General features: G+C 44.5%; 25 protein-coding genes. 19 read left to right on the top strand and 6 right to left on the bottom strand.

Annotation, left to right across the window (positions count from 1 at the left end; all coding sequences use genetic code 11):
* The first annotated feature begins 1 nt into the window (after position 1).
* Genes tyrS through UCH003_RS10025 form a run of 3 tightly spaced genes read left to right on the top strand, consistent with a single transcriptional unit; the run spans position 2 to position 3,964 of the window.
* Complete coding sequence (tyrS, locus tag UCH003_RS10035; protein ID WP_060826418.1) at positions 2 to 1,213, top strand: tyrosine--tRNA ligase; 1,212 nt, start codon at positions 2 to 4, stop codon at positions 1,211 to 1,213.
* Positions 1,213 to 2,310 carry a nitronate monooxygenase gene (locus UCH003_RS10030; RefSeq protein WP_060826417.1) on the top strand — a complete coding sequence of 366 codons (1,098 nt, stop codon included), beginning with the start codon at positions 1,213 to 1,215 and terminating at the stop codon, positions 2,308 to 2,310. The genes tyrS and UCH003_RS10030 overlap by 1 nt, the downstream gene beginning before the upstream one ends.
* Entirely contained in the window at positions 2,294 to 3,964 is a 1,671-nt protein-coding gene (locus UCH003_RS10025) for an N-acetylmuramoyl-L-alanine amidase (RefSeq protein ID WP_060826416.1), read from the top strand. The genes UCH003_RS10030 and UCH003_RS10025 overlap by 17 nt, the downstream gene beginning before the upstream one ends.
* On the opposite strand, the gene UCH003_RS10020 is transcribed toward UCH003_RS10025, so the two are convergent.
* From UCH003_RS10020 to aspS, 3 genes are read right to left on the bottom strand one after another with little or no spacing between them, the layout of a single operon-like run.
* Positions 3,924 to 4,685, bottom strand: coding sequence for a competence/damage-inducible protein A (locus tag UCH003_RS10020; RefSeq protein ID WP_060826415.1), 762 nt, complete (start codon positions 4,683 to 4,685; stop codon positions 3,924 to 3,926). The two genes, UCH003_RS10025 and UCH003_RS10020, sit on opposite strands and share 41 nt — an antisense overlap.
* A gap of 1 nt (position 4,686) precedes the next feature.
* Positions 4,687 to 5,259, bottom strand: a complete 573-nt coding sequence (locus UCH003_RS10015; protein ID WP_060826414.1) for an adenylate kinase — start codon at positions 5,257 to 5,259, stop codon at positions 4,687 to 4,689.
* A gap of 13 nt (positions 5,260 to 5,272) precedes the next feature.
* Positions 5,273 to 7,021 carry an aspartate--tRNA ligase gene (gene aspS / locus UCH003_RS10010; protein ID WP_060826413.1) on the bottom strand — a complete coding sequence of 583 codons (1,749 nt, stop codon included), beginning with the start codon at positions 7,019 to 7,021 and terminating at the stop codon, positions 5,273 to 5,275.
* 145 nt (positions 7,022 to 7,166) lie between these two features.
* On the opposite strand from aspS, the gene UCH003_RS10005 reads away from it, so the two are divergent.
* Complete coding sequence (locus UCH003_RS10005) at positions 7,167 to 8,006, top strand: GGDEF domain-containing protein (RefSeq protein ID WP_060826412.1); 840 nt, start codon at positions 7,167 to 7,169, stop codon at positions 8,004 to 8,006.
* 15 nt (positions 8,007 to 8,021) lie between these two features.
* Here UCH003_RS10005 and UCH003_RS10000 read toward each other — a convergent pair whose 3' ends face one another.
* Positions 8,022 to 8,591, bottom strand: a complete 570-nt coding sequence (locus UCH003_RS10000; RefSeq protein WP_060826411.1) for a YajG family lipoprotein — start codon at positions 8,589 to 8,591, stop codon at positions 8,022 to 8,024.
* 76 nt (positions 8,592 to 8,667) lie between these two features.
* Between UCH003_RS10000 and UCH003_RS09995 the strand changes: the two genes are divergently transcribed.
* The 15 genes from UCH003_RS09995 to mrdA all read left to right on the top strand — a co-directional run bounded on the left by UCH003_RS09995 (position 8,668) and on the right by mrdA (position 22,422).
* Positions 8,668 to 9,543: an NAD(+)/NADH kinase gene (locus UCH003_RS09995; RefSeq protein WP_060826410.1), complete on the top strand. Its 876-nt coding sequence runs from the start codon at positions 8,668 to 8,670 to the stop codon at positions 9,541 to 9,543.
* Positions 9,540 to 11,078, top strand: coding sequence for an AAA family ATPase (locus UCH003_RS09990; protein WP_060826975.1), 1,539 nt, complete (start codon positions 9,540 to 9,542; stop codon positions 11,076 to 11,078). The genes UCH003_RS09995 and UCH003_RS09990 overlap by 4 nt, the downstream gene beginning before the upstream one ends.
* Before the next feature lie 101 nt (positions 11,079 to 11,179).
* Complete coding sequence (locus UCH003_RS09985) at positions 11,180 to 12,829, top strand: lactate permease LctP family transporter (RefSeq protein WP_060826409.1); 1,650 nt, start codon at positions 11,180 to 11,182, stop codon at positions 12,827 to 12,829.
* Between the two features lie 117 nt (positions 12,830 to 12,946).
* The gene (locus tag UCH003_RS09980) at positions 12,947 to 14,200 is read left to right on the top strand and encodes a response regulator (RefSeq protein WP_060826408.1); all 1,254 of its coding nucleotides are present in this window, start codon (positions 12,947 to 12,949) and stop codon (positions 14,198 to 14,200) included.
* Positions 14,200 to 15,000, top strand: coding sequence for a TatD family hydrolase (locus UCH003_RS09975; RefSeq protein ID WP_060826407.1), 801 nt, complete (start codon positions 14,200 to 14,202; stop codon positions 14,998 to 15,000). Before UCH003_RS09980 ends, UCH003_RS09975 begins: the two co-directional genes overlap by 1 nt.
* A 38-nt stretch (positions 15,001 to 15,038) precedes the next feature.
* Positions 15,039 to 16,274, top strand: coding sequence for a lytic transglycosylase domain-containing protein (locus UCH003_RS09970; protein ID WP_060826406.1), 1,236 nt, complete (start codon positions 15,039 to 15,041; stop codon positions 16,272 to 16,274).
* On the top strand, positions 16,255 to 17,046 hold the full coding sequence (locus UCH003_RS09965) for a septal ring lytic transglycosylase RlpA family protein (RefSeq protein ID WP_082709188.1): 792 nt from the start codon (positions 16,255 to 16,257) through the stop codon (positions 17,044 to 17,046). Before UCH003_RS09970 ends, UCH003_RS09965 begins: the two co-directional genes overlap by 20 nt.
* A 1-nt stretch (position 17,047) precedes the next feature.
* Positions 17,048 to 17,623: an imidazoleglycerol-phosphate dehydratase HisB gene (gene hisB, locus UCH003_RS09960; RefSeq protein ID WP_060826405.1), complete on the top strand. Its 576-nt coding sequence runs from the start codon at positions 17,048 to 17,050 to the stop codon at positions 17,621 to 17,623.
* Complete coding sequence (locus UCH003_RS09955; RefSeq protein WP_039675934.1) at positions 17,620 to 18,117, top strand: KdsC family phosphatase; 498 nt, start codon at positions 17,620 to 17,622, stop codon at positions 18,115 to 18,117. Before hisB ends, UCH003_RS09955 begins: the two co-directional genes overlap by 4 nt.
* Positions 18,108 to 18,647 (top strand): LPS export ABC transporter periplasmic protein LptC, encoded by a 540-nt coding sequence (locus tag UCH003_RS09950; protein ID WP_039675903.1) that lies wholly within the window; start codon positions 18,108 to 18,110, stop codon positions 18,645 to 18,647. Before UCH003_RS09955 ends, UCH003_RS09950 begins: the two co-directional genes overlap by 10 nt.
* On the top strand, positions 18,644 to 19,108 hold the full coding sequence (lptA, locus tag UCH003_RS09945) for a lipopolysaccharide transport periplasmic protein LptA (RefSeq protein WP_039675905.1): 465 nt from the start codon (positions 18,644 to 18,646) through the stop codon (positions 19,106 to 19,108). The genes UCH003_RS09950 and lptA overlap by 4 nt, the downstream gene beginning before the upstream one ends.
* On the top strand, positions 19,105 to 19,707 hold the full coding sequence (gene yihA, locus UCH003_RS09940) for a ribosome biogenesis GTP-binding protein YihA/YsxC (protein WP_060826404.1): 603 nt from the start codon (positions 19,105 to 19,107) through the stop codon (positions 19,705 to 19,707). The genes lptA and yihA overlap by 4 nt, the downstream gene beginning before the upstream one ends.
* The gene (locus UCH003_RS09935) at positions 19,704 to 20,162 is read left to right on the top strand and encodes an N-acetyltransferase (RefSeq protein WP_039675908.1); all 459 of its coding nucleotides are present in this window, start codon (positions 19,704 to 19,706) and stop codon (positions 20,160 to 20,162) included. The genes yihA and UCH003_RS09935 overlap by 4 nt, the downstream gene beginning before the upstream one ends.
* Positions 20,129 to 20,602: a hypothetical protein gene (locus UCH003_RS09930; RefSeq protein WP_060826973.1), complete on the top strand. Its 474-nt coding sequence runs from the start codon at positions 20,129 to 20,131 to the stop codon at positions 20,600 to 20,602. The genes UCH003_RS09935 and UCH003_RS09930 overlap by 34 nt, the downstream gene beginning before the upstream one ends.
* Positions 20,599 to 22,422: a penicillin-binding protein 2 gene (mrdA, locus tag UCH003_RS09925; protein ID WP_060826403.1), complete on the top strand. Its 1,824-nt coding sequence runs from the start codon at positions 20,599 to 20,601 to the stop codon at positions 22,420 to 22,422. The genes UCH003_RS09930 and mrdA overlap by 4 nt, the downstream gene beginning before the upstream one ends.
* Positions 22,423 to 22,431: 9 nt before the next feature.
* On the opposite strand, the gene UCH003_RS09920 is transcribed toward mrdA, so the two are convergent.
* Both UCH003_RS09920 and ybeY read right to left on the bottom strand, forming a co-directional pair.
* Positions 22,432 to 23,010: a DJ-1/PfpI family protein gene (locus UCH003_RS09920; protein WP_060826402.1), complete on the bottom strand. Its 579-nt coding sequence runs from the start codon at positions 23,008 to 23,010 to the stop codon at positions 22,432 to 22,434.
* On the bottom strand, positions 23,011 to 23,436 hold the full coding sequence (ybeY, locus tag UCH003_RS09915) for an rRNA maturation RNase YbeY (protein WP_060826401.1): 426 nt from the start codon (positions 23,434 to 23,436) through the stop codon (positions 23,011 to 23,013). It lies immediately after the preceding gene.
* Positions 23,437 to 23,447 lie beyond the last annotated feature (11 nt).

Genomic DNA, 23,447 nt, shown 5'->3' with positions numbered 1-23,447 from the left:
TATGAATCATCACGTAGAAAATGCGCTCAACGAGATTAAACGAGGAATCAGCGAGATTATTGATGAAGAGCGCGTGGTTAGCTTAGTTAAAAATTATTTTGAAAAAGGCGAACGATTCTTGGTTAAAGTCGGCTTTGATCCGACAGCTCCGGATTTGCATTTAGGGCATACCGTCCTTTTACAGAAAATGGCACTACTTCAAAAATTCGGCGCGACGATTCAATTTCTAATCGGCGATTTTACGGGCATGATCGGTGATCCGACCGGTAAAAACGAAACACGTAAAAAATTGACGCGTGAAGTCGTTCTTGCGAATGCTCAAACGTATAAAGAACAAGTTTTTAAGATTTTAGATCCCGAAAAAACCAACGTTATGTTTAACTCGAAATGGATCGAAGCGTTAGGTTCGGCAGGACTTGTGGAATTGACGACGACGTTTAACGTAGCACGTATGCTAGAGCGCGAAGATTTTGAAAAACGTTACAAATCGCAAGCACCGATTTCGATTAGCGAATTTTTATACCCTTTATTGCAAGGTTACGACAGCGTTGCGATGAAATGCGACATCGAAATGGGCGGAACCGATCAAAAGTTCAATCTTTTGATGGGACGCCATTTGCAACGCGCTTACAACATCGGAAAAGAGCAAGCCGTAATTATGATGCCTCTTTTAGAGGGCTTGGACGGTGTCAATAAAATGAGTAAATCTTTAGGGAATTACATCGGCGTTACGGACGAGCCTTCGGATATGTTCGGAAAAATGCTTAGCATTAGCGATACGTTAATGTGGCGTTATTATGAGCTTTTGAGTACGAAAACGCTTGAAGAAATCGCGCAATTAAAAGCGGGAGTTTTAGATGGTTCGGTTCATCCCAAACATGCTAAAGAGGCTTTAGCGCAAGAGATTGTCACGCGTTATCACGGGTGCGATGCGGCGCAAGCGGCTTTGGAGTCGTTTAACCGCGTTCACGCACAACACGAGATTCCGGAGGATATCGAAACGTTTACATGTAACGAATCGCCGATATGGATTGCGAAAGCCCTTGTCGACTGCGGACTCGAAACTTCGACGTCACAAGCCAGACGCGACATTAAGCAAGGGGCAATCAAACTCGATCAAGCCCGTGTCGAAGACGAGCAACTTCAACTCGCCAGCGGTGAATACGTCGTACAGGTAGGAAAGCGTAAATTTGTAAAATTAAAGGTGCAGTGATGGCATTTCAACCTCTTACAATCGGCAAATATACCTTACAATATCCTATCGTTCAAGGCGGTATGGGGTTGGGAATCAGCTGGGATAAGTTAGCCGGAAGCGTGAGCGCCGAAGGGGGCTTGGGTGTGATTAGCTCCATCGGTACGGGGTATTACGAAAATACGGCGTACACTAAGAAAACGATCAATGCGCGTCCGTTTGATACCGAAAATTTTTATTCCAAAGAGGGCTTGAGTGCCATTATTCGCAATGCCCGTAAAATTTGCGGCGAGAAAGCGTTGGCGGTCAATATTTTGTATGCGATTAACGATTATGATCGCGTGGTAAAAGACGCCTGTGAAGCCGGAGCAAATATGATTATTACGGGGGCAGGGCTTCCGACCAATTTACCGGAATTTACTGCAGATTATCCCGATGTCGCTTTAATTCCTATCGTCTCTTCGGCTAAAGCACTTAAAATTATCTGTAAACGTTGGACGCAACGTTACAATCGCCTTCCCGACGCTATCATCGTCGAAGGGCCGCTTAGCGGAGGACATCAAGGCTTTACCTATGAGCAATGCGCTATGGAAGAGTACCAATTGGAAAATTTAATTGCTCCGATTCTAGAAGAGATTAAAGCATGGGGCGATTTTCCGTTGATTGCCGCAGGCGGTATTTGGGATCACGACGATATTCAAAAAATGATGGATTTGGGAGCAAGCGGCGTTCAGATGGGAACACGCTTTATCGGTACGCATGAGTGTGATGCCGATTTGGTTTTTAAAGAGATGCTGGTAGATGCACGCCAAGAAGATATTCAACTCTTTAAATCTCCCGTCGGGTATCCTGCGCGCGGTATTCGAAGTAATTTGATTCAAATGGTAGAGAAAAGAGAAGGACCTGCGATTCGTTGCGTTAGCAATTGCGTGAGCCCGTGCCATCGCGGTCAAGAAGCCAAGGCGGTCGGGTATTGTATTGCCGATCGTTTGTTCGATGCATACGCGGGTAAAAAAGAGACGGGACTTTTCTTTACCGGAGCAAACGGTTACAAACTGCATGAAATTATCAGCGTCAAAGAGCTTATGGCAAAGTTGGTGTATGGGGAAACACATTAAAACTTTTTTCTTTTTTCTGTTGACGTGTGTAACGCTTTACGCAGCACCCAATTACATGCAACAGTTGGAAAGTTATGACTCAAAGATCAATCAGCAAACCGGAAACGACGAACTTTTAAGGGTTTTTCACGGACTCAAGGCTGTTTACATTCAAGCGATTATCTCAGGGGATAATGCATTGAAAAAAGAGACATTGGAGCGTTTGATCAAAACGGCCAAGATTCTCAAACTCGACGCTTCAAAGTACGAGTCCGAACTTGCGACGATGGGAAAAGAGACGAAAAACACTTCTTCCGCTACGACGACGTCAAAATCTTCCAAACCGACGCCTCCTCCTCCGGCGGCAGAAGAGAGTTTGGTCGGCGAATCGCCTAAAGTAGAAACTGCCTCGCCGAAATCGGCAAGCTCTTTTAAAAGCGAGCCGGAGAGTAAACCCTCTTTTGCATCAACGACGCATGTCTCTTCGTTACCCAAAACCTATCGCGGTAAAAACGTTTTACAACATGTCAACAGCGATAACGATGAAATCGTACTCGAATTCGGGGAGGAAGTAGCGGAAAAGAGCATCAAGGTCTTTGTACTTAAAACATCGCCTACCTATAAAAAAATCATCGATGTTCCGGGAGTCGTCCTCAATGCTCCAATTGCGATCAAAACGCCTTCAACGCTACAAGGATTAAAAATTAGCCAGTTTAGCGACGATACGATTCGTATTGTTTTAGACGTCGATCAATCGCTTGAAACTTACGTGAGCGTGCTTTCCAATCAGTTGATTTTTTCGCTTGGAAAACAACCGATTTTGACGCAAAAAAAGATAACGCCTCCACCGACAAGCAAAAGTGCCGAAGCGACGCCTTTACCTTCGCAAAAAAACCCTAGCGCAAACGTGAAGGAAAAAGAAACGCCTCAAAAAGCACCGACGGTAACGACGACGGAGCCTTTAGCGAGTAAAACAACGGCTAAAACCAACAAACGCAATAAAACAATTGTCATTGATGCGGGGCACGGCGGTAAAGATGCGGGTGCTATCGGCTATAAGCAACGTATGGAAAAACATCTGGTTTTAGATATGGCACTGCAATTAGGCCAAGAGCTCAAATCCCGCGGATATAAAATCTATTTTACACGTCAAAGCGACGAGTTTATCAACCTTCGAGATCGTACGAAAGTCGCGAACGATAAAAATGCCGATTTGTTTATTTCGCTGCATGCCAATGCCGCGCCGAACGAGGCAAAAAAACTCTCGATGAAAGGGTTAGAAACGTTTTTCCTCTCCCCCGATCGTTCCGAGCGATCTAAAAACGTTGCCGCTTTGGAGAACCAATCGGATATGGAAGAGATGGACTTTTATTCGAAAGAGACGTTTTTGAACGTTCTCAATCGCGAAAAGATCATTTTATCCAATAAAGTTGCGATCGATGTGCAATCGGGAATGTTAAAAAGCGTTCGAAAAAAATACAGTGTCGAAGACGGCGGCGTCAGAGAAGCACCGTTTTGGGTTTTGGTCGGAGCGACGATGCCTTCCGTGTTGATAGAATTAGGCTATATCAGCAATCCTGACGAATGCGATAACATGTTCAATCCTCAGTACCAAAAGCACTTAGTGGAAGGTATTAGCAACGGTATTGATCGCTATTATGCGAACAATCCGTGACGACTTTACCTCTTTGTACAGCTTCGCGTTGAAAATAGTCCGACCACTGTTGAACAAGGGCTTGATTTGCGTGTGCAAGATAGATTTCTACGATACGTTTTTCACCGACAAATCGCGGTAGCGAAGAGAAATCTAACTCCGGCGGTAGGGCTTGCATTATGTCGATTAAATCATTTTCGGCGGCTTCGACGATAAACGTTTCGCTATAAGGTTGCGGCTGATGCGGGAAATGGGTATTGAGAGCTTCTTGCACCATCGGCCATGCCATTGATGGAAATCCAGGAGTGAAAAAGAAGCGGTGAGAGAGTGAAAAACCCGGTACGTTATTGACGACGTTGTGTAGAAGTTCAGCCCCTTTTGGAAGCATCGCCATAGCGATACGATGCGGATACGCCTCTTCTTTGAACTGCTTTTCGATACATTCTTTTGCTTTGACATGTAAGCATAATGGCTCTTGCGTAAAGACTTCTGCGGCAATAGAACGCGTTAAATCATCAGGCGTCGCACCGATACCACCAAAACAAAAAAGAACGCTCTTGGTATCGCGTAAAACAGTCTCGAAACAATTGCGAATCAATGATTCTTCGTCACGAATGACGAAGCTAGCATAGTGAAGAAGTCCTCGGTTACGTAATTCTTGATTGATAAAGGTGAAGTGTTTGTCTACTCTGCGAGCATTCAGTAACTCGGTACCGATGATCACAGAGTAGAAACGAAGCATTTTAGATACGGCTTTTAACGAAGTTTTCCATTTCGTTGACGATCTCTTCGATCGTACGTTCGCCGTTAATCGTATGTAACAGATTTTTAGCACCGTAAAAAGCTTGAATACCGGCTAAAGGCTCGGTATATACTTTCATTCGGTTTTGAAAGACTTGCACGTTGTCGTCTGCACCGCGTGCACGCCCTAAAACGCGATCGCATGCGACTTGTTCGCTGACTTCAACTTCGATAACATTGACAAGTTTCACCGTCGTCTCTTTTGCCAAAATAGCGTCAAGTGCTTTCATTTGTTCGTCCGAACGCGGGAAACCGTCGATTAAGATAACGTCTTTCGGGCTATTTTTAATCGCGCCGACGATAGTGTTAATGACGATATCGAGCGGAACAAGATTGCCCGCACTGACAAAAGCGTCGATGGTTTTTCCAAGCTCGCTTCCTTTTGCCACTTCGTCGCGGAGAAGTTCTCCCGTGGAATAATGCGCAATACTCTCGCTATTCTTTTCGGCGATAAGGCTTGCATCGGTCGTTTTGCCGCTTCCGGGAGCTCCGATAATTAAAAACAGTCTCTTCACTGGCACATCTCCTTTATTTGATTTTTTCACGAAGGCGAATACCCAAGTCGCGCAATTGATCGTTTTCAACCGCACTTGGAGCACGCGTTAGAAGGCATTGGGCTTTTTGTGTTTTCGGGAATGCGATAACGTCGCGAATACTCTCGCTTCGCGTAATCAACATCATCATACGATCAAGACCGATCGCTAAGCCGCCGTGAGGCGGTGCTCCAAATTTGAGCGCGTCGAGTAAAAATTCAAACTTCTCGTGCGCCTCTTCGTCGCTGATACCCAAAAGATTAAAGACTTTTTGTTGAATCTCTTTTTTATGAATCCTAATACTTCCGCCTCCGAGTTCCACGCCGTTTAGAACAACGTCGTATGCGATGGATTCCATTTCGTCGATCGGCGTATTATCGATGTCTTTTGGCATCGTAAAAGGGTGGTGTAAGGCTTTGGCTTGACCGTTTTCAACTTCGAACATCTCAAAATCGACGACCCAAACGAATTCAAACGTATCTTTAGGAATAATGCCCATTTGTTCGGCAAGAAAAATACGGAATCGACCCATATAATCGAGTACGACTTTTTTATCGCCGGCACCGAAGAAGATCGCATCCCCTACATGTAAGTCTGCCGCGTCGACAATCGCTTGAAGATCCGCTTCATCGAAAAACTTCGTTAAAGGTCCTTTGAGTCCGTCTTCTTTCATCTGAAAATAACCCAAGCCTTGCGCGCCGAATTTTTTCACGTACTCTTCAAATCCTTGCATTTGTCGTTTGGAAAAGATGGTATCGCCGTTTGGAACTTTAAGTGCTTTGATACGGTTCTTCTTCGTGTCTTTAGCGATAGAACTGAAAATTTCGTTTTTGCATCGTGCAAAAATATCGATGACGTCGATCATGGAGAGATCGTAACGAAGATCGGGCTTGTCGGAACCGTATCGCTCCATCGCTTCTTTGTAGCGAATGCGGTTAAACGGAATGGAAATCTCGTATCCGCAAGCATGAAAGACGTCTTTGAGAAGGTTCTCCGTCACGCGCATAACGTCTTCTTGCGTACAAAAGCTCATTTCGATGTCGATTTGGGTAAATTCGGGTTGGCGATCTGCGCGTAAATCTTCGTCGCGGAAACATTTGGCGACTTGAAAATAACGATCAAATCCCGCACACATCAATAATTGTTTAAAAAGTTGGGGAGATTGCGGGAGTGCGTAAAATTCACCGTTGTGAACGCGACTGGGTACAAGATAATCGCGCGCACCCTCCGGCGTCGATTTGGTCAAAATCGGTGTTTCGACTTCCAAAAAGCCTTGAGCATCTAACGAATTACGTACCGCAACGGTTGCCTTGCTTCGGAGTTTGAAAATCTCATACGCTTTAGGATTGCGCAAGTCGAGGTAGCGGTATTTCAGACGTACGTCTTCTCCGACGTTGTTGTCGCCGATAACAAACGGAACGGTTTCGCTCACATTTTCGATGATTAATTCATCGACGACGATTTCGATTTTGCCCGTTTTAAGGCGTGGATTTTCAAGCCCTTCGCCTCTGGCGCGTACTTTACCTTTTGCTTTGAGCACAAACTCGTCTCTGACGCGTGCGGCAATGTCGTGAGCGCGAACGCTGTCGGCAGGGTCGCACACCAATTGTACCAATCCCGATTTATCGCGAAGGTCGATAAATATAACGCCTCCGTGATCTCTATTACTGTTGGCCCATCCGCAAACTTCTACGATTTCGCCGATATTGGCGACATCTAAATCCGTACAATAATGACTTCTCAATTTTTCTTCCTAACATAGGTCGTTTTTTAAAGCTCTTAGTATAGCTAAAAGTAACTTGTCTTTAGTTTATTTTAGAGGCGATTACTCTTTTTTGTGGTACAATCCTTGAGCATATGGTTTTTAATTTGTGAGGATTCGGGGTAGCATGAACAATGTAATGATTTGCCTAGAGCTAACGCTTTTAGCCGTAGGAGCTTTCTTTTTAATACGATCTCTTCGACCTATTAATCAGTTAATTTTAGATTTGACGGATCAAAAGCTGATTCGTCAGTGGAAAACTTTGAGTGTTTTGATTCTCTCTTTTTTAATCGGCTATCTGGTTTTAGGATACGATCTTTGGGTACACAAAGACACCTCTTCGTTTATCTCGGTTATGATCGCTTTGGTGCTTTTCTTAGGTGGTACGTTTGCCTTTTTAGTCGGACAGTTGGCACTTTATACCGCGAACGATATGAAACATTTGGCTCTTTTGCAGCAAGAAAGCATTACCGACGGTTTAACAAGGCTTAAAAATAGACGCTACTTCGATCAACGTCTCTCCGAAGAAGTCGCTCTTTCCAAGCGTTATAAACTTCCTTTGAGCCTGATTCTCGTCGATGTGGATTATTTTAAAAAAATCAACGACGTTTACGGGCACACGGTCGGAGACGAAGTATTGAAAAACCTGTCGAATATTATCATGGAAACCGTACGCGATAGCGACGTTGTAGCTCGCTACGGCGGTGAGGAAATCGTCATTATTACGCCCAATACCGATAAAAAAGAGGCGTCGCTTTTGGCGGAGAGATTACGCGAGAAAGTTGAAAAAACCGTGATGGCAACCGTCGAGACGACACAAGAGGTTGTACAAGCGACGATTAGTTTAGGTGTTTGCGCCTTGAGTCATGTGATTTTAGATAAAGAAGCACTACTTGAAGAGACCGATCAAGCCCTTTATTTAGCAAAAAAATACGGACGAAATCGCGTCTCTATCAGCAGTTGGTAGGAAAATTTCCTACCGTTACATCCGTGTTAAGCGCGTTACGATTTGATCGATACTATCGGAAAAGAGACCGTATAAAAAGGGCTCCAAGTCTTTAGAGTTGTACGAAGGCGCGATCCATTTGCTCCCTTTTTGTTTAAAGTTTTGCGTGATCACTTCGTCACCGCGTCTTACGATAACTTCGATTTCAATTTCGCCGTATAAATTCGCATCGAAATTTTTGTCGTTATAAACGAGTTGGATATTTTTAAGATAAATTTCCGCGACCAAAGATGCCGCTTGTGCGGAAGCGTCGGTGTTGAAACCCGCAAGGTTCAACGCGTAGCCAAGACCTTCTTTATAGCGATCTTCAAAGTTGACGTTGCTGTAAAATTGGGTTAAAGTGTCGCCTTTTTGTTCGACGTAACCGATGACTTTTTTATCGGCTCGAAGGTCTTTAACGAGTCTGACATAGACCGTTTTTTTCTCTTTGCTAACAGGGCCTTTGTACTCGGCTTTATACGATTCGAGGTTCAAAGCTTCATTTTTATACGTACAACCGCTCAAAAGCAAGAGCATCATACCCATAAAAAACAGTAAGGTTTTCATGTTTTCTCCTAGTGATATTTGGCGCGAATTATAACATAATCGATGATTAATAAAATACAAGGTAGAATGAGTTTCCATGAAGATAACACAACACAATCAACTTTTATCGGCTATTACGTGCGTCGGACTGACAAGCAAACCTAATGACGCGTCGCTTCGTATTTTCGTCGACGAAATTCGCGGGGCATTGCACCGACGAGGTGTTTCGTTACTGATCGACGAAGTGAGCGCGCAAACGCTCGGATTGGAAGGAACGCCTTTTGATACGATGTGCGCTCGAAGCGATTTTCTCATTTCGCTCGGTGGAGACGGTACGCTAATTTCGTTGTGTCGTCGTAGCTTTGCGTATCACAAGCCCGTGTTAGGCATTTACGCCGGACAACTGGGCTTTTTGACGGATATTCAAACCGAAGAGATTAGCCCTTTTATCGAAGGACTTTTTACCGGAAATTACCGTATCGATACGCGTATGATGTTGGAAGTCTCCCTACACGCCAAAGGGCATATCCAAAAAGCGGTTGCGTTTAACGACGTTGTCGTGTCGCGTTCCAAAATCTCTCACATGAGTACCGTACGCGCTTACGTCGACGGGCATTTATTTAACACCTATTACGGCGACGGCGTTATCGTCTCGACGCCGACCGGTTCGACCGCATACAACCTTTCCGCCGGAGGTCCGTTGCTCTATCCGTTGACCGAAGCTTTGATTTTAACGCCGATTTGCCCGCATTCGCTTACGCAACGTCCTTTGGTTTTGCCGGTTGATTTTGAAATTTCGTTAGAGAGCGAAGACGATACGGTCGTCGTTATCGACGGGCAGGAGACGTATAGTATGAACGATTTTGATCGCATCAGCGTTAAGATCGCCAAAAAGGGTGCACGGTTGATTCACCGTTTGGAGCATGACTATTTTGACGTGTTGAAAAAGAAGTTACGTTGGGGGCACATGTGATAGAGCGATTGTTGTTAAAAAACCATCTTTCGTTTGAGGCGTGCGAGCTCGAGTTTCAAAACGGCTTGATCGTTTTTACGGGGCCTAGCGGCGCGGGTAAATCGGTTTTAATGCAAGGGATGCTGAGCGTATTCGGTTATGGCGAAGCACAAGCCGACGTTATCGAAGCGACGATTACTCAAAAGCTCGGTTTGGAAGCGTTCGGTTTTGAAGAAGAAAGTCCCAACGTGTTTAAATTTTTGAAAGCCAAAAGTGCGCGCTATTTCATCAATGCACAAAGCGTTTCCAAAAAAGCTCTTTCAGACATTTCGCGTACGTTTTTAAGTTCTTTGGGCGTTAAAGACAGTAGCGAATTCGACACGAAACGCTTAATCGAACTTTTAGACGGCGTTTGCGCTTCGCATGAAGCAACGCACCTTCAAAACGTGGCGCATTTTCAAACGCTTTTTCAAGAGTACATTACCTTAAAAAACGAGCTTGAAAGCGTGGAAGCCGAAGAGAAAAAAATTGAAGATCTAAAAGAATTTGCTCGTTTCGAAATTACTAAAATCGATGAAGTGTCGCCTAAAATCGGTGAAGACGAAGAATTGCTTTCGTTTAAGAAGTCGCTTTCTAAAAAAGAAAAAATCGAACAGGCGATGCAAAAAGCCTCTGAAATCTTTGCTTTAGAATCAAGCGTTTACGAAGCACTGCATCTTATGGAAGCGGACGCCGCGTTTTTCGATGCGTGTATTAACGAATTGCGTTTGATTTTTGAAAAACAAAGCGACACTCTAGAAGCCTTGGAAGAGATCGACGTCGAAAATTTACTCGATCGCATCGAAAAAATTTCCCAATTGAAAAAACGCTACGGTTCGATCGAAGGCGCGTTAGAACACCGCACAAAACGCCAAGAAGAGTTGGCGCGTTACGAAAATATAGCGTTTGAAAAAAGCCGCTTGGAAAAAGCTCTTGCCAAATACGAAAGCGATGTCACGGCTTCGGCGCAGGTTTTATCTCACAAAAGACGCTTACATGTAAGCGCGTTGCAAGAACATTTGAACGCCTATTTATCCCAACTTTACATGCCGCCTTTAAGCGTAAACATGCAAGAGGGAACTTTAAGCGAATACGGTTGCGACGTCGTTCAAATCGCTTTGGGCAAAGTGGATTTGAAGAAAATCAGTTCGGGTGAATACAACCGTTTGCGGTTGGCGTTTTTAGCGGTGCAAAACACGTTTCTACTCTCCGGCGGAGGTGTTTTAATCTTGGACGAGATCGACGCCAATTTGAGCGGAAAGGAGTCTATGAGCGTTGCCAACGTCTTAAAGCAACTGTGTACGCGGTACCAAATTTTTGCGATTTCGCATCAGCCGCAACTCTCTTCACGTGCCGATCAACACTTCTTGGTTGCGAAGCAAGGATCGACCAGCTCGGTAAGAGAACTGCAAGGCGAAGAGCGAATGGAAGAACTTGCCCGCATGGTCAGCGGCGAACATGTTACCGATGAGGCAAAACAGTTTGCTAAAACCCTTCTTGAAAGTGCAAAATCGTAACAACTTTTTCAGTGCTTCTTTTTTTATTCTTCTAAAATCATACGAATATCATACCGTTCTTTTACTCTGCGTGTAGAGTTTACATTCAAAAGGAGGTACGTATGCAAACTTGGCAACAAGTTTATGCACCTATCGGTGGAAGTTTAGGGTTATCGGCACTCGTGGCGTTAATTCCGATTGTGTTTTTCTTTATGGCGTTGGCCGTTTTTCGAATGAAAGGGCATTTGGCTGCGACGATTACGTTGGCATTGTCGATGATCGTTGCCGTTGTTGCTTTCGGAATGCCTACGGGTATGGTGGTTTCATCCGCCGCATACGGGTTTTTGTTCGGATTGTGGCCGATTGCTTGGATTATCGTCGCTTCCGTTTTCTTGTACAAATTAACGGTTAAAAGCGGGCAATTCGGCATTATACGTAACTCTATCATTTCCATTACGGAAGATCAGCGTATTCAAGTTATTTTGATCGGTTTTTCTTTCGGAGCCTTTTTGGAAGGTGCCGCCGGTTTTGGCGCTCCGGTCGCGATTACGGCGGCAATTTTGGTCGGTCTCGGATTTGCTCCGCTTTACGCCGCCGGTCTTTGTTTGATCGCCAATACCGCTCCTGTCGCGTTTGGTGCCTTGGGTATTCCCATCTTAGTTGCGGGTAAAGTCACCGGTATCGATCCGTTTTTGGTCGGCGCGATGGCTGGACGTCAATTGCCGTTTCTTTCGATCATTATTCCGTTATGGATCGTAGCGATGATGGACGGTTTTAAGGGCGTAAAAGAAGTGTGGCCTGCGGCACTTGTTGCCGGCGGAAGTTTTGCGTTTTCGCAATACGCGACGTCAAACTTTATCGGACCTGAGTTACCGGACGTTACATCGGCGATCATTTCTATCATTGCTACGACCGTTTTCCTCAAATTTTGGAAACCTAAAAATATCTTAAAAGGTCACGTATCCGCCGAATTGGAACGTGAGACGCAAAAAGCACATACGGGTGGGGAAGTTTTAAAAGCATGGTCTCCGTTTATCATTCTTTCGATTATGGTTACGATTTGGACGACCAACGCGTTTAAAGCCTATTTTGCCAAAGGTGCGATTATGGCGGGGACGATTTTCAACTTTGAATTTAGTTCTATCAGCAACGCGATCTTTAAAATGGCACCGATTGTCGCTAAACCGACGGCATTCCCCGTAATTTATACGTTTAACCCGATTTCGGCAACCGGAACGGCCATTTTCTTTGCCGCAATTATCTCGATGTTTATTTTGCGCGTCGATATGAAAACGGCGGTAAAAACGATGGGCGAAACCCTTTTTGAGTTGAAATGGGCTATCTTGTCGATCGGTATGGTTTTAGGGTTTGCGTTTGTGATGAACTATTCGGGTATGTCGACGACGATGGCGTTGGTATTGGCGAATACGGGCTTCTTATTCCCGTTCTTTTCTCCGATTTTGGGATGGTTGGGTGTTTTCCTTACCGGGTCGGACACCTCTTCCAATGCGCTTTTCTGCGGCTTGCAACAATCTACCGCACACCAATTGGGCTTAAACGAGACCTTAATGGTTGCGGCGAATACCACGGGCGGCGTCTGCGGCAAGATGATTTCTCCGCAATCGATTTCCATCGCATGTGCGTCTGCCGGTATTGTCGGAAAAGAGTCCGATCTCTTCCGATTTACGGTTAAGCACAGCTTGGTGCTAGTCGTGGTCATGGGTATTATGACGATGGCGCAAGCGTATATTTTAACATGGATGGTTCCGTAAATTAGCCTTTTGAGACGGCGGAATCTTCCGCCGTCGCCTTCTTTTAGAAAACTCCCAATGCTTTTATGTTACAATCAAAAATCCAACGAACGTTAATGCCCTCAATTAGGATTTTGAATGTCGCGTGAAAAAATACTCATCGTCGAAGACAATAAAGCACTCTCAAAACTGATCGTTAAAAAAATGCAATCCAGCCTTGATTTTGACATCGATGCCGCGTATAGCTACGAAGAAGCGTTAGCATTGGTTGAAAAAGAAAAAGACTACTTCGTGGCTCTTTTGGATTTGAATCTGCCCGATGCACCGGAGGGTGAAGTGGTCGATATGATTTTAAGCCATAAGATTCCTTCCATCGTCCTGACCGGTTCAATGGATCACGAGACGCGCGAAAAAATCTTAAAAAAAGAGGTTATCGATTACGTTCATAAAGGCAATATCGACGACGTGAATTATATTTTTTCGTTGATCGAACGCCTGCATAAAAATCGCGATGTTAAAGTGCTTGTCGTCGACGATTCGATTGTTGCTCGTGCACAAATTAAAGATTTTTTACAACGGCATATGTTTAAAGTGCTTGTGGCGGCACACGGCGAAGAAGCTTTGGCGTTTTTAGAAGACAATCCGGATATTAAACTGATTTTGACGGACTATTTAATGCCCGTTATCGACGGCGTGGAATTAACGAAAGAGGTACGCAAACGTTATTCGAAAAACGAACTGTCCATTATTGCGATGACCGCTAGCAACGCGGAATTGATTTCGGCGCATTTTTTAAAAATCGGCGCGAACGATTTTATCAATAAGCCTTTTAGTCAAGAAGAGATTACATGTCGTATCGACAATTCGCTGGACGCACTGGAATATATCGCTACGATTAAAGCTATGGCGCAAAGCGATTTTCTGAGCGGTTTGGCAAACAGGCGTTTTTTCTTTGAGCAGATGCAACACTATTTTAAAGAGGCGAAAGAGCACAGCGAACCTTTTGCTCTGGGATTGATCGACATCGATCAGTTCAAACAAATCAATGATACTTTAGGGCACCGCATCGGCGACGCCGTGATTGTTGCCTTGTCCGAACAGCTGAAAAACCATTTTTGCGATAATGCTTTTATTTCGCGCTTCGGCGGCGATGAGTTTTGCGTCGTGCTCAAACAGTGCGACCCCAAAAAAGCGTTAGCCTATTTTGTTAAATTTACCGATGTCGTATCGCATTTAGCGATCAGCGTACCGGAAACAAAATCTTTACATGTCAGCGTTTCGATCGGCGTGACGTTTAACGACGTCGGTTCCCTCGAAGAGATCGTGCATTTAGCCGATCAAGCGCTTTATAAAGCCAAACAAAACGGGCGCAATCGCGTGGAAGTCGCTTAATGATCATCGATACCCATTGCCATTTGGACGATACGCAATTTGCGGACGATTTGGATGAAGTCGTTTTACGGGCCAGCAAAGGTGGCGTGAAAGGCATCGTTATTCCGGGAGCGGATCTCCATGATCTTGAGCGCGCCCAAACTCTGGCACATCGCTACGAACATATTTTTTTTGCGGCGGGCGTGCATCCATACCATCATGATCAATACGACGAAACCGTTTTGCGCCGCTTTTTAGAAGATGAAAAATGCATTGCGATAGGCGAGTGCGGATTGGACTATTTTCGCTTACCCGAAGAAGCGGAAGCGATGGTACAGGAAAAAGAGCGACAAAAAGAGATTTTTCGATGTCACGTGCGTTTGGCAAAAGAGCTCCAAAAACCCCTCATCGTACACATACGCGACGCAAACGACGATAGCAAACGTATTTTATTGGAAGAAGATGCGGGTGTTATCGGCGGTATTTTGCATTGCTACAATGCCTCCAAACATTTGCTCGATTTAGCCGATCACGGGTTTTATTTCGGTATCGGCGGCGTCTTAACGTTTAAAAATGCCAAGAGCCTTGTTGAAGTTTTACCGTTAATTCCAAAAGATAAGCTTTTGATCGAAACCGACGCTCCTTACCTAACGCCGGTGCCTTTTCGAGGGCAGAGAAACGAGCCTTTTTACACGCGATTCGTTGCCGAGAAGATGGCGGAGGTTTTAGAGATGAGTGTTACGGATATACACGATTTAACCACAAAAAATGCTCTTTTTCTCTTTAAAGCTTTAGAAAAGATAAAGTTTGATACAATCTAAAGATAACATCAAGCAAAAACGACACGAAAAGGAGAGGCATGTACAAGGTTATCGTAGCCCTTTTTTTAATCTTTCAGAGCCTGCATGCTTTCTTAAGCACCGATAACACCGACTACCAACAACAACTAACCGCTCTTAAAAATTTCGATCTTCCCAACACTTTTTTAAAAGATTCTATTTTTATCTCCATGAAAGAAGATGCCGAGACGTATAAAACCAAACACTTTCTCAAAACGCTTGAAAACGGCGATAAATTTATTCCGATTTTGCAAAAAATGATGCAAGAAGCGAGCGTTCCTTCCGAATTTTTATACCTTGCAATGACGGAATCGAGTTTCAATCCTTACTCTTCTTCCTCAGCAAGAGCTTCGGGTATCTGGCAATTTATTCCTGCAACGGCCAAACTTTACCGTTTAACCAACGATAGTTTTGTCGATTACAGGCGCGATCCGGTTAAATCGACCGAAGCCGCTATTGCTTATTTGAAAAACTTACATGCCATGTTCGGCAAATGGTATCTGGCCGCATTAGCGTACAATTGCGGTGAGGGAACGGTTTCCAAAGCCATTGAAAAAGCGGGAACGGACGATATTAACGTTTTATTGGACGAGCATAAGAAATATTTACCCAAAGAGAGCCGACTTTATATTCGTAAAATTTTGATGATGAGCTATATCTCTAACAGTACCGACGTGATGCTCGATAACGGTTCGGAGTATCTTCTCAATCGCGCCAACAACGCTACGTTTGTTAAAGTGAGCGTTAAAGGCGGTACGTCGCTTAAAGATATTGCGGAAAGTATGAGCATCTCGATGAACGAGCTTAAAGCTTACAATCCGCATCTGAAGCACGCTTTTACGCCGCCCGTGAATACCGAAAGTTACGTTTACATTCCGCAAGATCGTCAAGTTGCCTTTACGCAAAATTTCGATACGACGAAAGAACCTCAAAAGTATGCTCTTTACGTTGCCCAAAAGGGCGATTCGTTAGATAAAATCGCACAAAAATACGGTACCGCATCGCAAAAACTGATCGAACTCAACGGCTTAAAAAGTGCCGCACTCAAACCGAAAACCGAACTCATCGTTCCTTTAGGAGCTCCGAAAGCGTCTACGTCTTTGATGCAAGAAGCGGTTTACATCGCGAAAGCGGGTGACTCTATGGAGAGTATTTCTAAAAAATACGATATTTCCCTCGATACGCTTTTAAAAGCGAATCATAAAAAAGAAGCTTGGGTAAAAGCGGGAGAGAGTATTGTTATTCCGAAACGTTAGTGCCTTTAGCCTTCTTATTCTTGCGTGCATTTCGTGTTTCACGGGATGCTCTTCCCGGAGTTCGTATGTACATACGCCCCGAGGAGCAAGCGGTTCTAGCGAAGAAGCGGCTTCCATTAACAACTCCCCCGCAATGCACCGTGCCACGATGCGACCTTATACGATCGACGGGAAAACCTACTATCCGACGATGGTCAGCGTCGGGGATTATTTCAGCGGCGTGGCAAGCTGGTACGGCAAAGATTTTCACGGCAAAAAAACCTCAAACGGCGAAGTGTATAACATGTACGATTTAACCGCCGCGCATAAAACCCTTCCGATGAACACGATGCTCAAAGTGACCAACCTTAAAAACAATAAAAGTATTGTCGTGCGCGTCAACGATCGAGGGCCTTTTGTGGGAACGCGTATCATCGATCTTTCCTATACGGCGGCTTCGAGGTTGGAACTCGTTGCCAACGGTACGGGGCCTGTTGGATTGGAAGTCATCGGCTTCGCCGGCGTCGTTGCACCGGCGGGTGCACCTAAAGAAAGTGTCGTAGAGAGCGATTATTTGATTCAAATCGGCGCGTTTAGAAGCAAAGAGGGTGCCGCACGGTTTGCTCAAAGCAATATGAATGTTAATAATCGCTACAATGCGGTCGTGAAAGAAGGAACGTTTGAAAATCAGCCGATTTATCGCGTCTGGTTGAAAGGTTTCGGGAGTGAAGCGGAAGCCTCCGATTTTATTGCAAAAGGGCAATTTAAAGGCTCATTTATCGTAAGGGAATAACATGATAAAAACCGTAGAACGCATTACGAAAGAGACGAAGATTCGCGTCGAGCTCAATTTAGAAGGAAGCGGACAATCTTCTATCTCAACGGGTATCGGCTTTTTCGACCATATGTTGGAAGCATTTTCGAAGCATGCTCAAATCGATTTAACCCTTACATGTCAAGGCGATACGCATATCGATTTTCATCATAGCGTCGAGGATACGGGAATCGTTTTAGGGCAAGCACTTAAAGCCGCGATCTATCCGATTGAAAAAGTTGAACGGTACGGCAATGCCGTCGTCGTTATGGACGAAGCGGCGGTTGAATGCGATTTGGACTTGAGCAATCGCGCTTATTTGGTTTACGAAATAGAAGCGGAAGGAAAAGTCGGTGATTTCGACGTCGAACTAGCCGAAGAATTTTTTAGAGCCGTTGTGCAAAATGCCGCTTTGAGTGCGCACATTATCGCACGACGCGGCAGAAACAAGCACCATCTTTTGGAAGCGGCGTTTAAAGCATTTGCGGTCGCTCTGAGACGCGCTTTGGTTAAAAACGAACGTGCGGGTATTCCAAGTACAAAGGGCGTTTTGTGATTGAACTTTTAGTGTTTGACGTCGACGGTTGTTTGACGGACGGCGGAATTATGTACGGTAACGGCGATCAGGAAGAATTTAAAGTTTTTAACGTCAAAGACGGATTTGGAATTGTCGCATGGATGAAACTCGGGAAAAAGAGCGCGATTATTACCGGACGCGGTTCACGTGTCGTGGAACGCCGTGCAAAAGAGCTCGGCATCAGTTATTTGTATCAGAACGTGAAAAACAAAAAAGCGGTTTTAGAAGAGATTCTTCGTGCCGAAAATCTCTCTTTTGAAAATGTTGCCGCTATCGGCGACGATCTTAACGACTTAGCACTCTTGCGTTCGGTGGCTCTTTCGTTTGCGCCCAACGATGCGCTTCCTTCGGTCAAACAAGAGGTCAGCGTCGTTTTATCTCGCAACGGAGGTCACGGTGCGGTACGTGAGATGATCGATTATGTCGTAGCATCGGAAAATTTGAGCGAGGCATTCGTAAACCCTTGGTTGTAAGATTATTCGTCTACGGAGCACTCCTCTTTTTAGGCATGAGCGTTTTTTTAATTATCAAAGAGCCTTACACCTTACGCATCGTTGATCTCAACGGCAATCAGATTCCCGAAATCGAACTGATTCATGCTCAAAATTATCAGATTAAGGATAACGGTATCGAAAGTATCGTGAATTCGACGCGCGTTATGCGTTTTAAAGATTTTGACGAGCTTCAAACCGTCACGGCCGAACATCGAACCGACAAAGGACTTAGAGGCGTTTTAACGACCGATAAAGCTTTGGTTCGCGATAAAGTGATTCACTGTATGAGCAATTCGCATTACGTTCGTAGCGACGGCGTTGCACTAGAAGGTGAAGATATTTTTTACGATCTAAATACGGAAGTTTTACGCAGTGAAAAACCCTTTATTTTTTCTCAAGAACGAAGCCGTACGAACGGTCTTTCATTTGTTTATCAGATGAAAGAGGGCACAATTGCTGCAAACAGTATTCATTCCGTGATTCAACAAGTGGAGAGAAAAGGCAAATGAAATTTTTGATCATCCTCGCAACATGTGTTTGTTCGATGCTTGTTGCCGCAGAAGTACAGGTGACCGCCGATAAATTTTTTGCGGACGAAGCCAAACGAATCAGTATTTTTGAAGGAAACGTAACCGTCATTAAAGAGGGCGATAAGCTCACGGCGAAAAAGATTACGATCCATTTCGACGAGAAAAAGCAGCCGATCCTTTATGTTGCTACGGGCGACGCGAAGGGCAATATGATGATGAAAGAAAAGCACTATTACGGTGAAGCCGACAAGATGACGTACGATCCTAATAAAAGCCTTTACACATTAGAAAAAAAGGCGTTCTTACATGAAATCGATACCGATAAAAAAGTCTACGGCGAATTGATTCGCGTCGATCAGATCAGCGGTCATTACGAAGTGGACGGAAAAGGAAGTGCTCCTGTGAAGTTTATCTTTAAGGTCGAGGATAAAAAACAGTGATCCACGTCAAAGAAGCCCGCTTTGTAAAGTCGGCTTCCAAACTGGATGAAAGCACGCCCGAGGGCATTAGCGAAGTGGCGTTTATCGGACGTAGTAATGTCGGTAAAAGCTCTTTAATTAATGCGCTTAGCAATCGAAAAGATTTGGCCAAAAGTTCTTCCACCCCCGGAAAAACAAGGCTGATTAACTTTTTTCACGTCACGTTGACGCAGGACGAAACGGCTTTTACGCTTCAATGGGTCGATTTACCCGGTTTCGGTTATGCGAGGGTATCGCACAGCATGAAAGACGAGTGGCAAAAAAATCTGACGGAATACTTAAAAAAACGCGTTTCGATTCGATTGTTTCTTCATCTCGTAGATGCAAGACACCCTTTTTTGGAAAACGACAAAGCCGTACACGACTATTTGCACGACGTCGTTCGTCCCGATCAAACGATTTTACGCATTTTTACGAAAGCCGATAAGCTTACGCAAAGCGAAATCAGCGTGATCAAAAAACACTATCCGGATGCTTTATTGGTCTCTAGCAGTCGAAAGAAAGGGATTGAACAACTCTTGGCACAGATTTTTAACGTGGTTTTCGGAGCACAATTATGATACGTTACACAAAAGCAAAGCTCAGCGATATTGCTTTGATGCAAGAGGTCGTGCGCTTAGAAGTCGAAAAAGGCATTATCCTCTTTCGCAGTGCGGATGAGATGTCGACCAATATACGTTCGTACATTTTAGCCAAAGAAGACGATGAAATCATCGGTTTCGGGGCACTTCATTTTCATGCGCCCGATCTAGCGGAAATTCGCAGTCTTATCGTTAAAGAAGGGTATCGGGGAAAAGGTATCGGTCGGGGTATTATTGAAAATTTATTAACAGAAGGCGAATTTTTAGGAGTGAAAAAAGTCTTTACGCTAACCTATCAAAAGGGATTCTTTGAAACGCTCGGATTTAGTGAAATCCCCAAAGAAGCACTTCCCTCTCATAAAATATGGGCGGATTGTATTAAATGCAAGCATTTTCCGATATGCGACGAAATCGCACTCATCAAACATATTTAACCTTTATCGGACTTACGGGCATTTTGGTTTTATGCCAAATTATGTCTTCGCTGTATCCGTGGATACCGACGTTCGTCGGCGTCGTTTTTGCATATTTGATCTTGGAATTTGAACACCGTGAAGTCAAAGCCGCCAACATTGCGTTGGGCTTCGTATATCTTTGTTTTTACGATGCGAGCAAGGGTTTTTACCTCTTCTCGTATGTCGTTTTATTTATTTTAGTGTACCGCTTTGCATTGTTAAAAATTCAAACTTTGATTACATGTGATAATTGTATTTTGGCAAGCTACGTGATCGTTGCGTATCTCGGGCACTATTTGCTGAATTGTTTTTTAGCGTATTTGGATAACGAGACGTTCCCTTATTTTTCCAATTACTATTTTTACTCTATTGCGCTGGATTCGTTACTTTCGTTTATGCTTTTTAGGGTGTCACGGTGAGAATCAAAATAGTTTTAGGCCTCTTTTTCATTGTTTGGACAGCTTTATTGGTACGCGTTTATTACATCAGCATCAAATCAAATGCTTATTACGAAGAGATCGCAAAACAAAATGCCGTTAAAGTCGATGAATTGGCTCCGCTTAGAGGTGTTATTTTAGATCGCAATCTCAAACCTCTCTCCGTCAATCGTTTAGGTTTTTCGATCGGTATTAAACCGCGGTTGAGTTTAAAGTCGCAACGTAACGTCTTAGATGAAGAGATAGCGTTTTTGGCTTCTTTATTGACCGATTCTAGCGTTAAAGAGATGACGAAAGAGTATTTGCGAACCGACTCGGCGTATAACCACGATTACGTCGACGTGATTCCTTTTATTCCGTACGACAAGCTAATCCCGCATTTCGCACGCATTGCCCAACATGAAAATCTCAGGATTCAAATTGCTTCCAAACGTCATTATCCTTACGGCAATTTAGCCTCACATGTCATCGGTTACGTCGGTCGCGCCAATACCCAAGACGTGGCGGAAGACGCTACCGCAAAGCTAGTAGGATTTTCCGGAAAAACGGGCATCGAAAAGTATTACAATGCCGTATTGCAAGGGGTTAAAGGCGAGAAAAGAACCAAAGTAACGGCCTTTAATCAAGAGATTGAAGTCGTGAGCAAAACCTTGCCGACCAGCAACGATTTGGTACTCAGTCTTGATTTGGAATTACAACAATATATTACGACGCTTTTTGGAGACGATAGCGGTGCCGTGGTTGTTATGAACGTCCAAAACGGTGCTATTTTAGCCGCAGCGAGTTTTCCCGAATACGATCTCAATAAATTCGTCAACGGTATTTCGCAAGAAGAGTGGTCGTTACTAGCAAACGATTTGAATCATCCTTTTACCAATAAGCTTGTGAACGGGCTTTATCCTCCCGGTTCTATCGTTAAAATGGGTGTAGGAATGGCGATGCTTAATACGGGGATTATTACCCCCTCGACAATGATCGAGTCGACCGGAGCGATGGAACTTGGCGGTCGTATTTTCCGTGATTGGAAAAAAGAGGGGCACGGCATGATCTCTTACGTAAAAGCGATCCGACAAAGTTGCGACGACTACTTTTATAAAACAAGCCTTAAAGTCGGTATCGATAATATTGCACCGTTTTTATCCAAAATCGGCTTTGCCGCTAAAACGGGCATCGATCTTCCTCGTGAGTTTACGGGTACGGTACCGAGTCGCGAATGGAAAAAAGAGCGTTACGGGAGAGGTTGGTCTCAAGGAGAGACGCTGATTACGTCGATTGGGCAGGGATACTTTTTGGTGACGCCGGTTCAAATTGCCAAATATACCGCATTTTTAGCGACGGGTAACGGCGTTACGCCGCATTTTTTACGCAAAGTCAACGATACGACCATTGATTTTCCGGTCGATCCTACGATTGTTAGCGAAAACGAAAAACGCTTTTTAAAAGTAACGCGCGAAGGTATGTACGAAGTCGCTAACGTTCAAGGCGGAACGGGATTAAACCACTTACGCTTGACGGCTCCGTTTAAAATCGCCGCTAAAACGGGTACGGCGCAAGTCGTAGGGATCTCTCAAACCGAGAAAAAGCGAATGCGCGAAGAGGACATGGAGTATTACCAACGTTCACATGCATGGCTCACAACGTACGGTCCTTACGAAAATCCACAATACGTCGTAACCGTTTTGGTCGAACACGGAGGGCACGGCGGAAGCGAGGGCGGGCCGATTGCTTCTAAGATATACGATAAACTTTATGAAATGGGTTATATCACGCTACCGGAAAAACCCAAAGAGTCTAAAAAATAATTCGATCGTTTACAAAGCGTCGATATCGACGGAATATTCGATATTTTCCGCAACCTCTCGTGCCGCTTGTGTACCGAAAAGCTCTTTTAAAAGATAAAATCCAAGTTCCAATCCCGAACTAACGCCTCCGGCACTGATGATTTTTCCTTCACGAACGATTTTGGAAGAGACGACCTGAACGCCGTAATCGGCCAGTTCGTTAAAAGCCTTAGCATGGGTTGTCGCTTTTTTCCCTCGTAGCAGACCCGCTTCGGCAAGAAAAAAAGCGCCCGTGCATACGGAAGCAAGGTAGGAAAGAGAGGAGTACTGTCGATGTAAAAAGGCAAGTGTCGGCGCATCTTTCATCCAACGTATGCGACCTTTCCCTCCGGGAAAAATTAAAATATCAAGCGACGGTGCCGTTTCGTAGCTTTCGTGCGGGATAATTTTAAGACCGTTAAAAGCTTCTATCGGCTCTAAGCTCGGAGCAATGAGTAAAACGCGCGTGCTGTTTTGTTGAATCTTGTTGATATAGCTTAACACTTCAAACGGTGCAACAAAATCAAGTTCCTCGACCTCAGGAAAAATAACGATACCGATGTGAAGCATTTAAGCTTCTTCCGTACGGACGATCAAACTTTTGGGAAGCGCATAATGAAAAATCCACTCCTCTTCTTTTTTGCGCATCTCTCCGTGATCGGTTTCATGGTCAAATCCCAAGAGATGTAATAAGCCGTGAATGAATAAAAGCGCGATTTCTTCTTCTTTTTCATGCCCGAGTTCGGCAGCTTTTTGAAAAGCAAGTTCGTAGTTAATCACGATAGAACCCAGTGGCGCATGGGGAAAATCATCGATGGGGAAGCTTAGCACATCGGTGGTTTTATCGACGTTTCGGTGTTCGAGATTGAGCGCATGCATGCTTTTTGCATCGACGATAACCAACTCGACCTCTTTGTCGGTGTGCTCCGCGCAAATACGTTCCAATAGGGCTTCCGGAAGCGTTATAGCTTCGTCGTTATCGATACTTAACACCATAAAAAACTCCT

This window comes from Sulfurospirillum cavolei (genome assembly GCF_001548055.1).
Classification (GTDB): domain Bacteria; phylum Campylobacterota; class Campylobacteria; order Campylobacterales; family Sulfurospirillaceae; genus Sulfurospirillum.
Note: the sequence above shows the minus strand (reverse complement) of the source record. Positions and strands in the feature narration are given on the sequence as shown.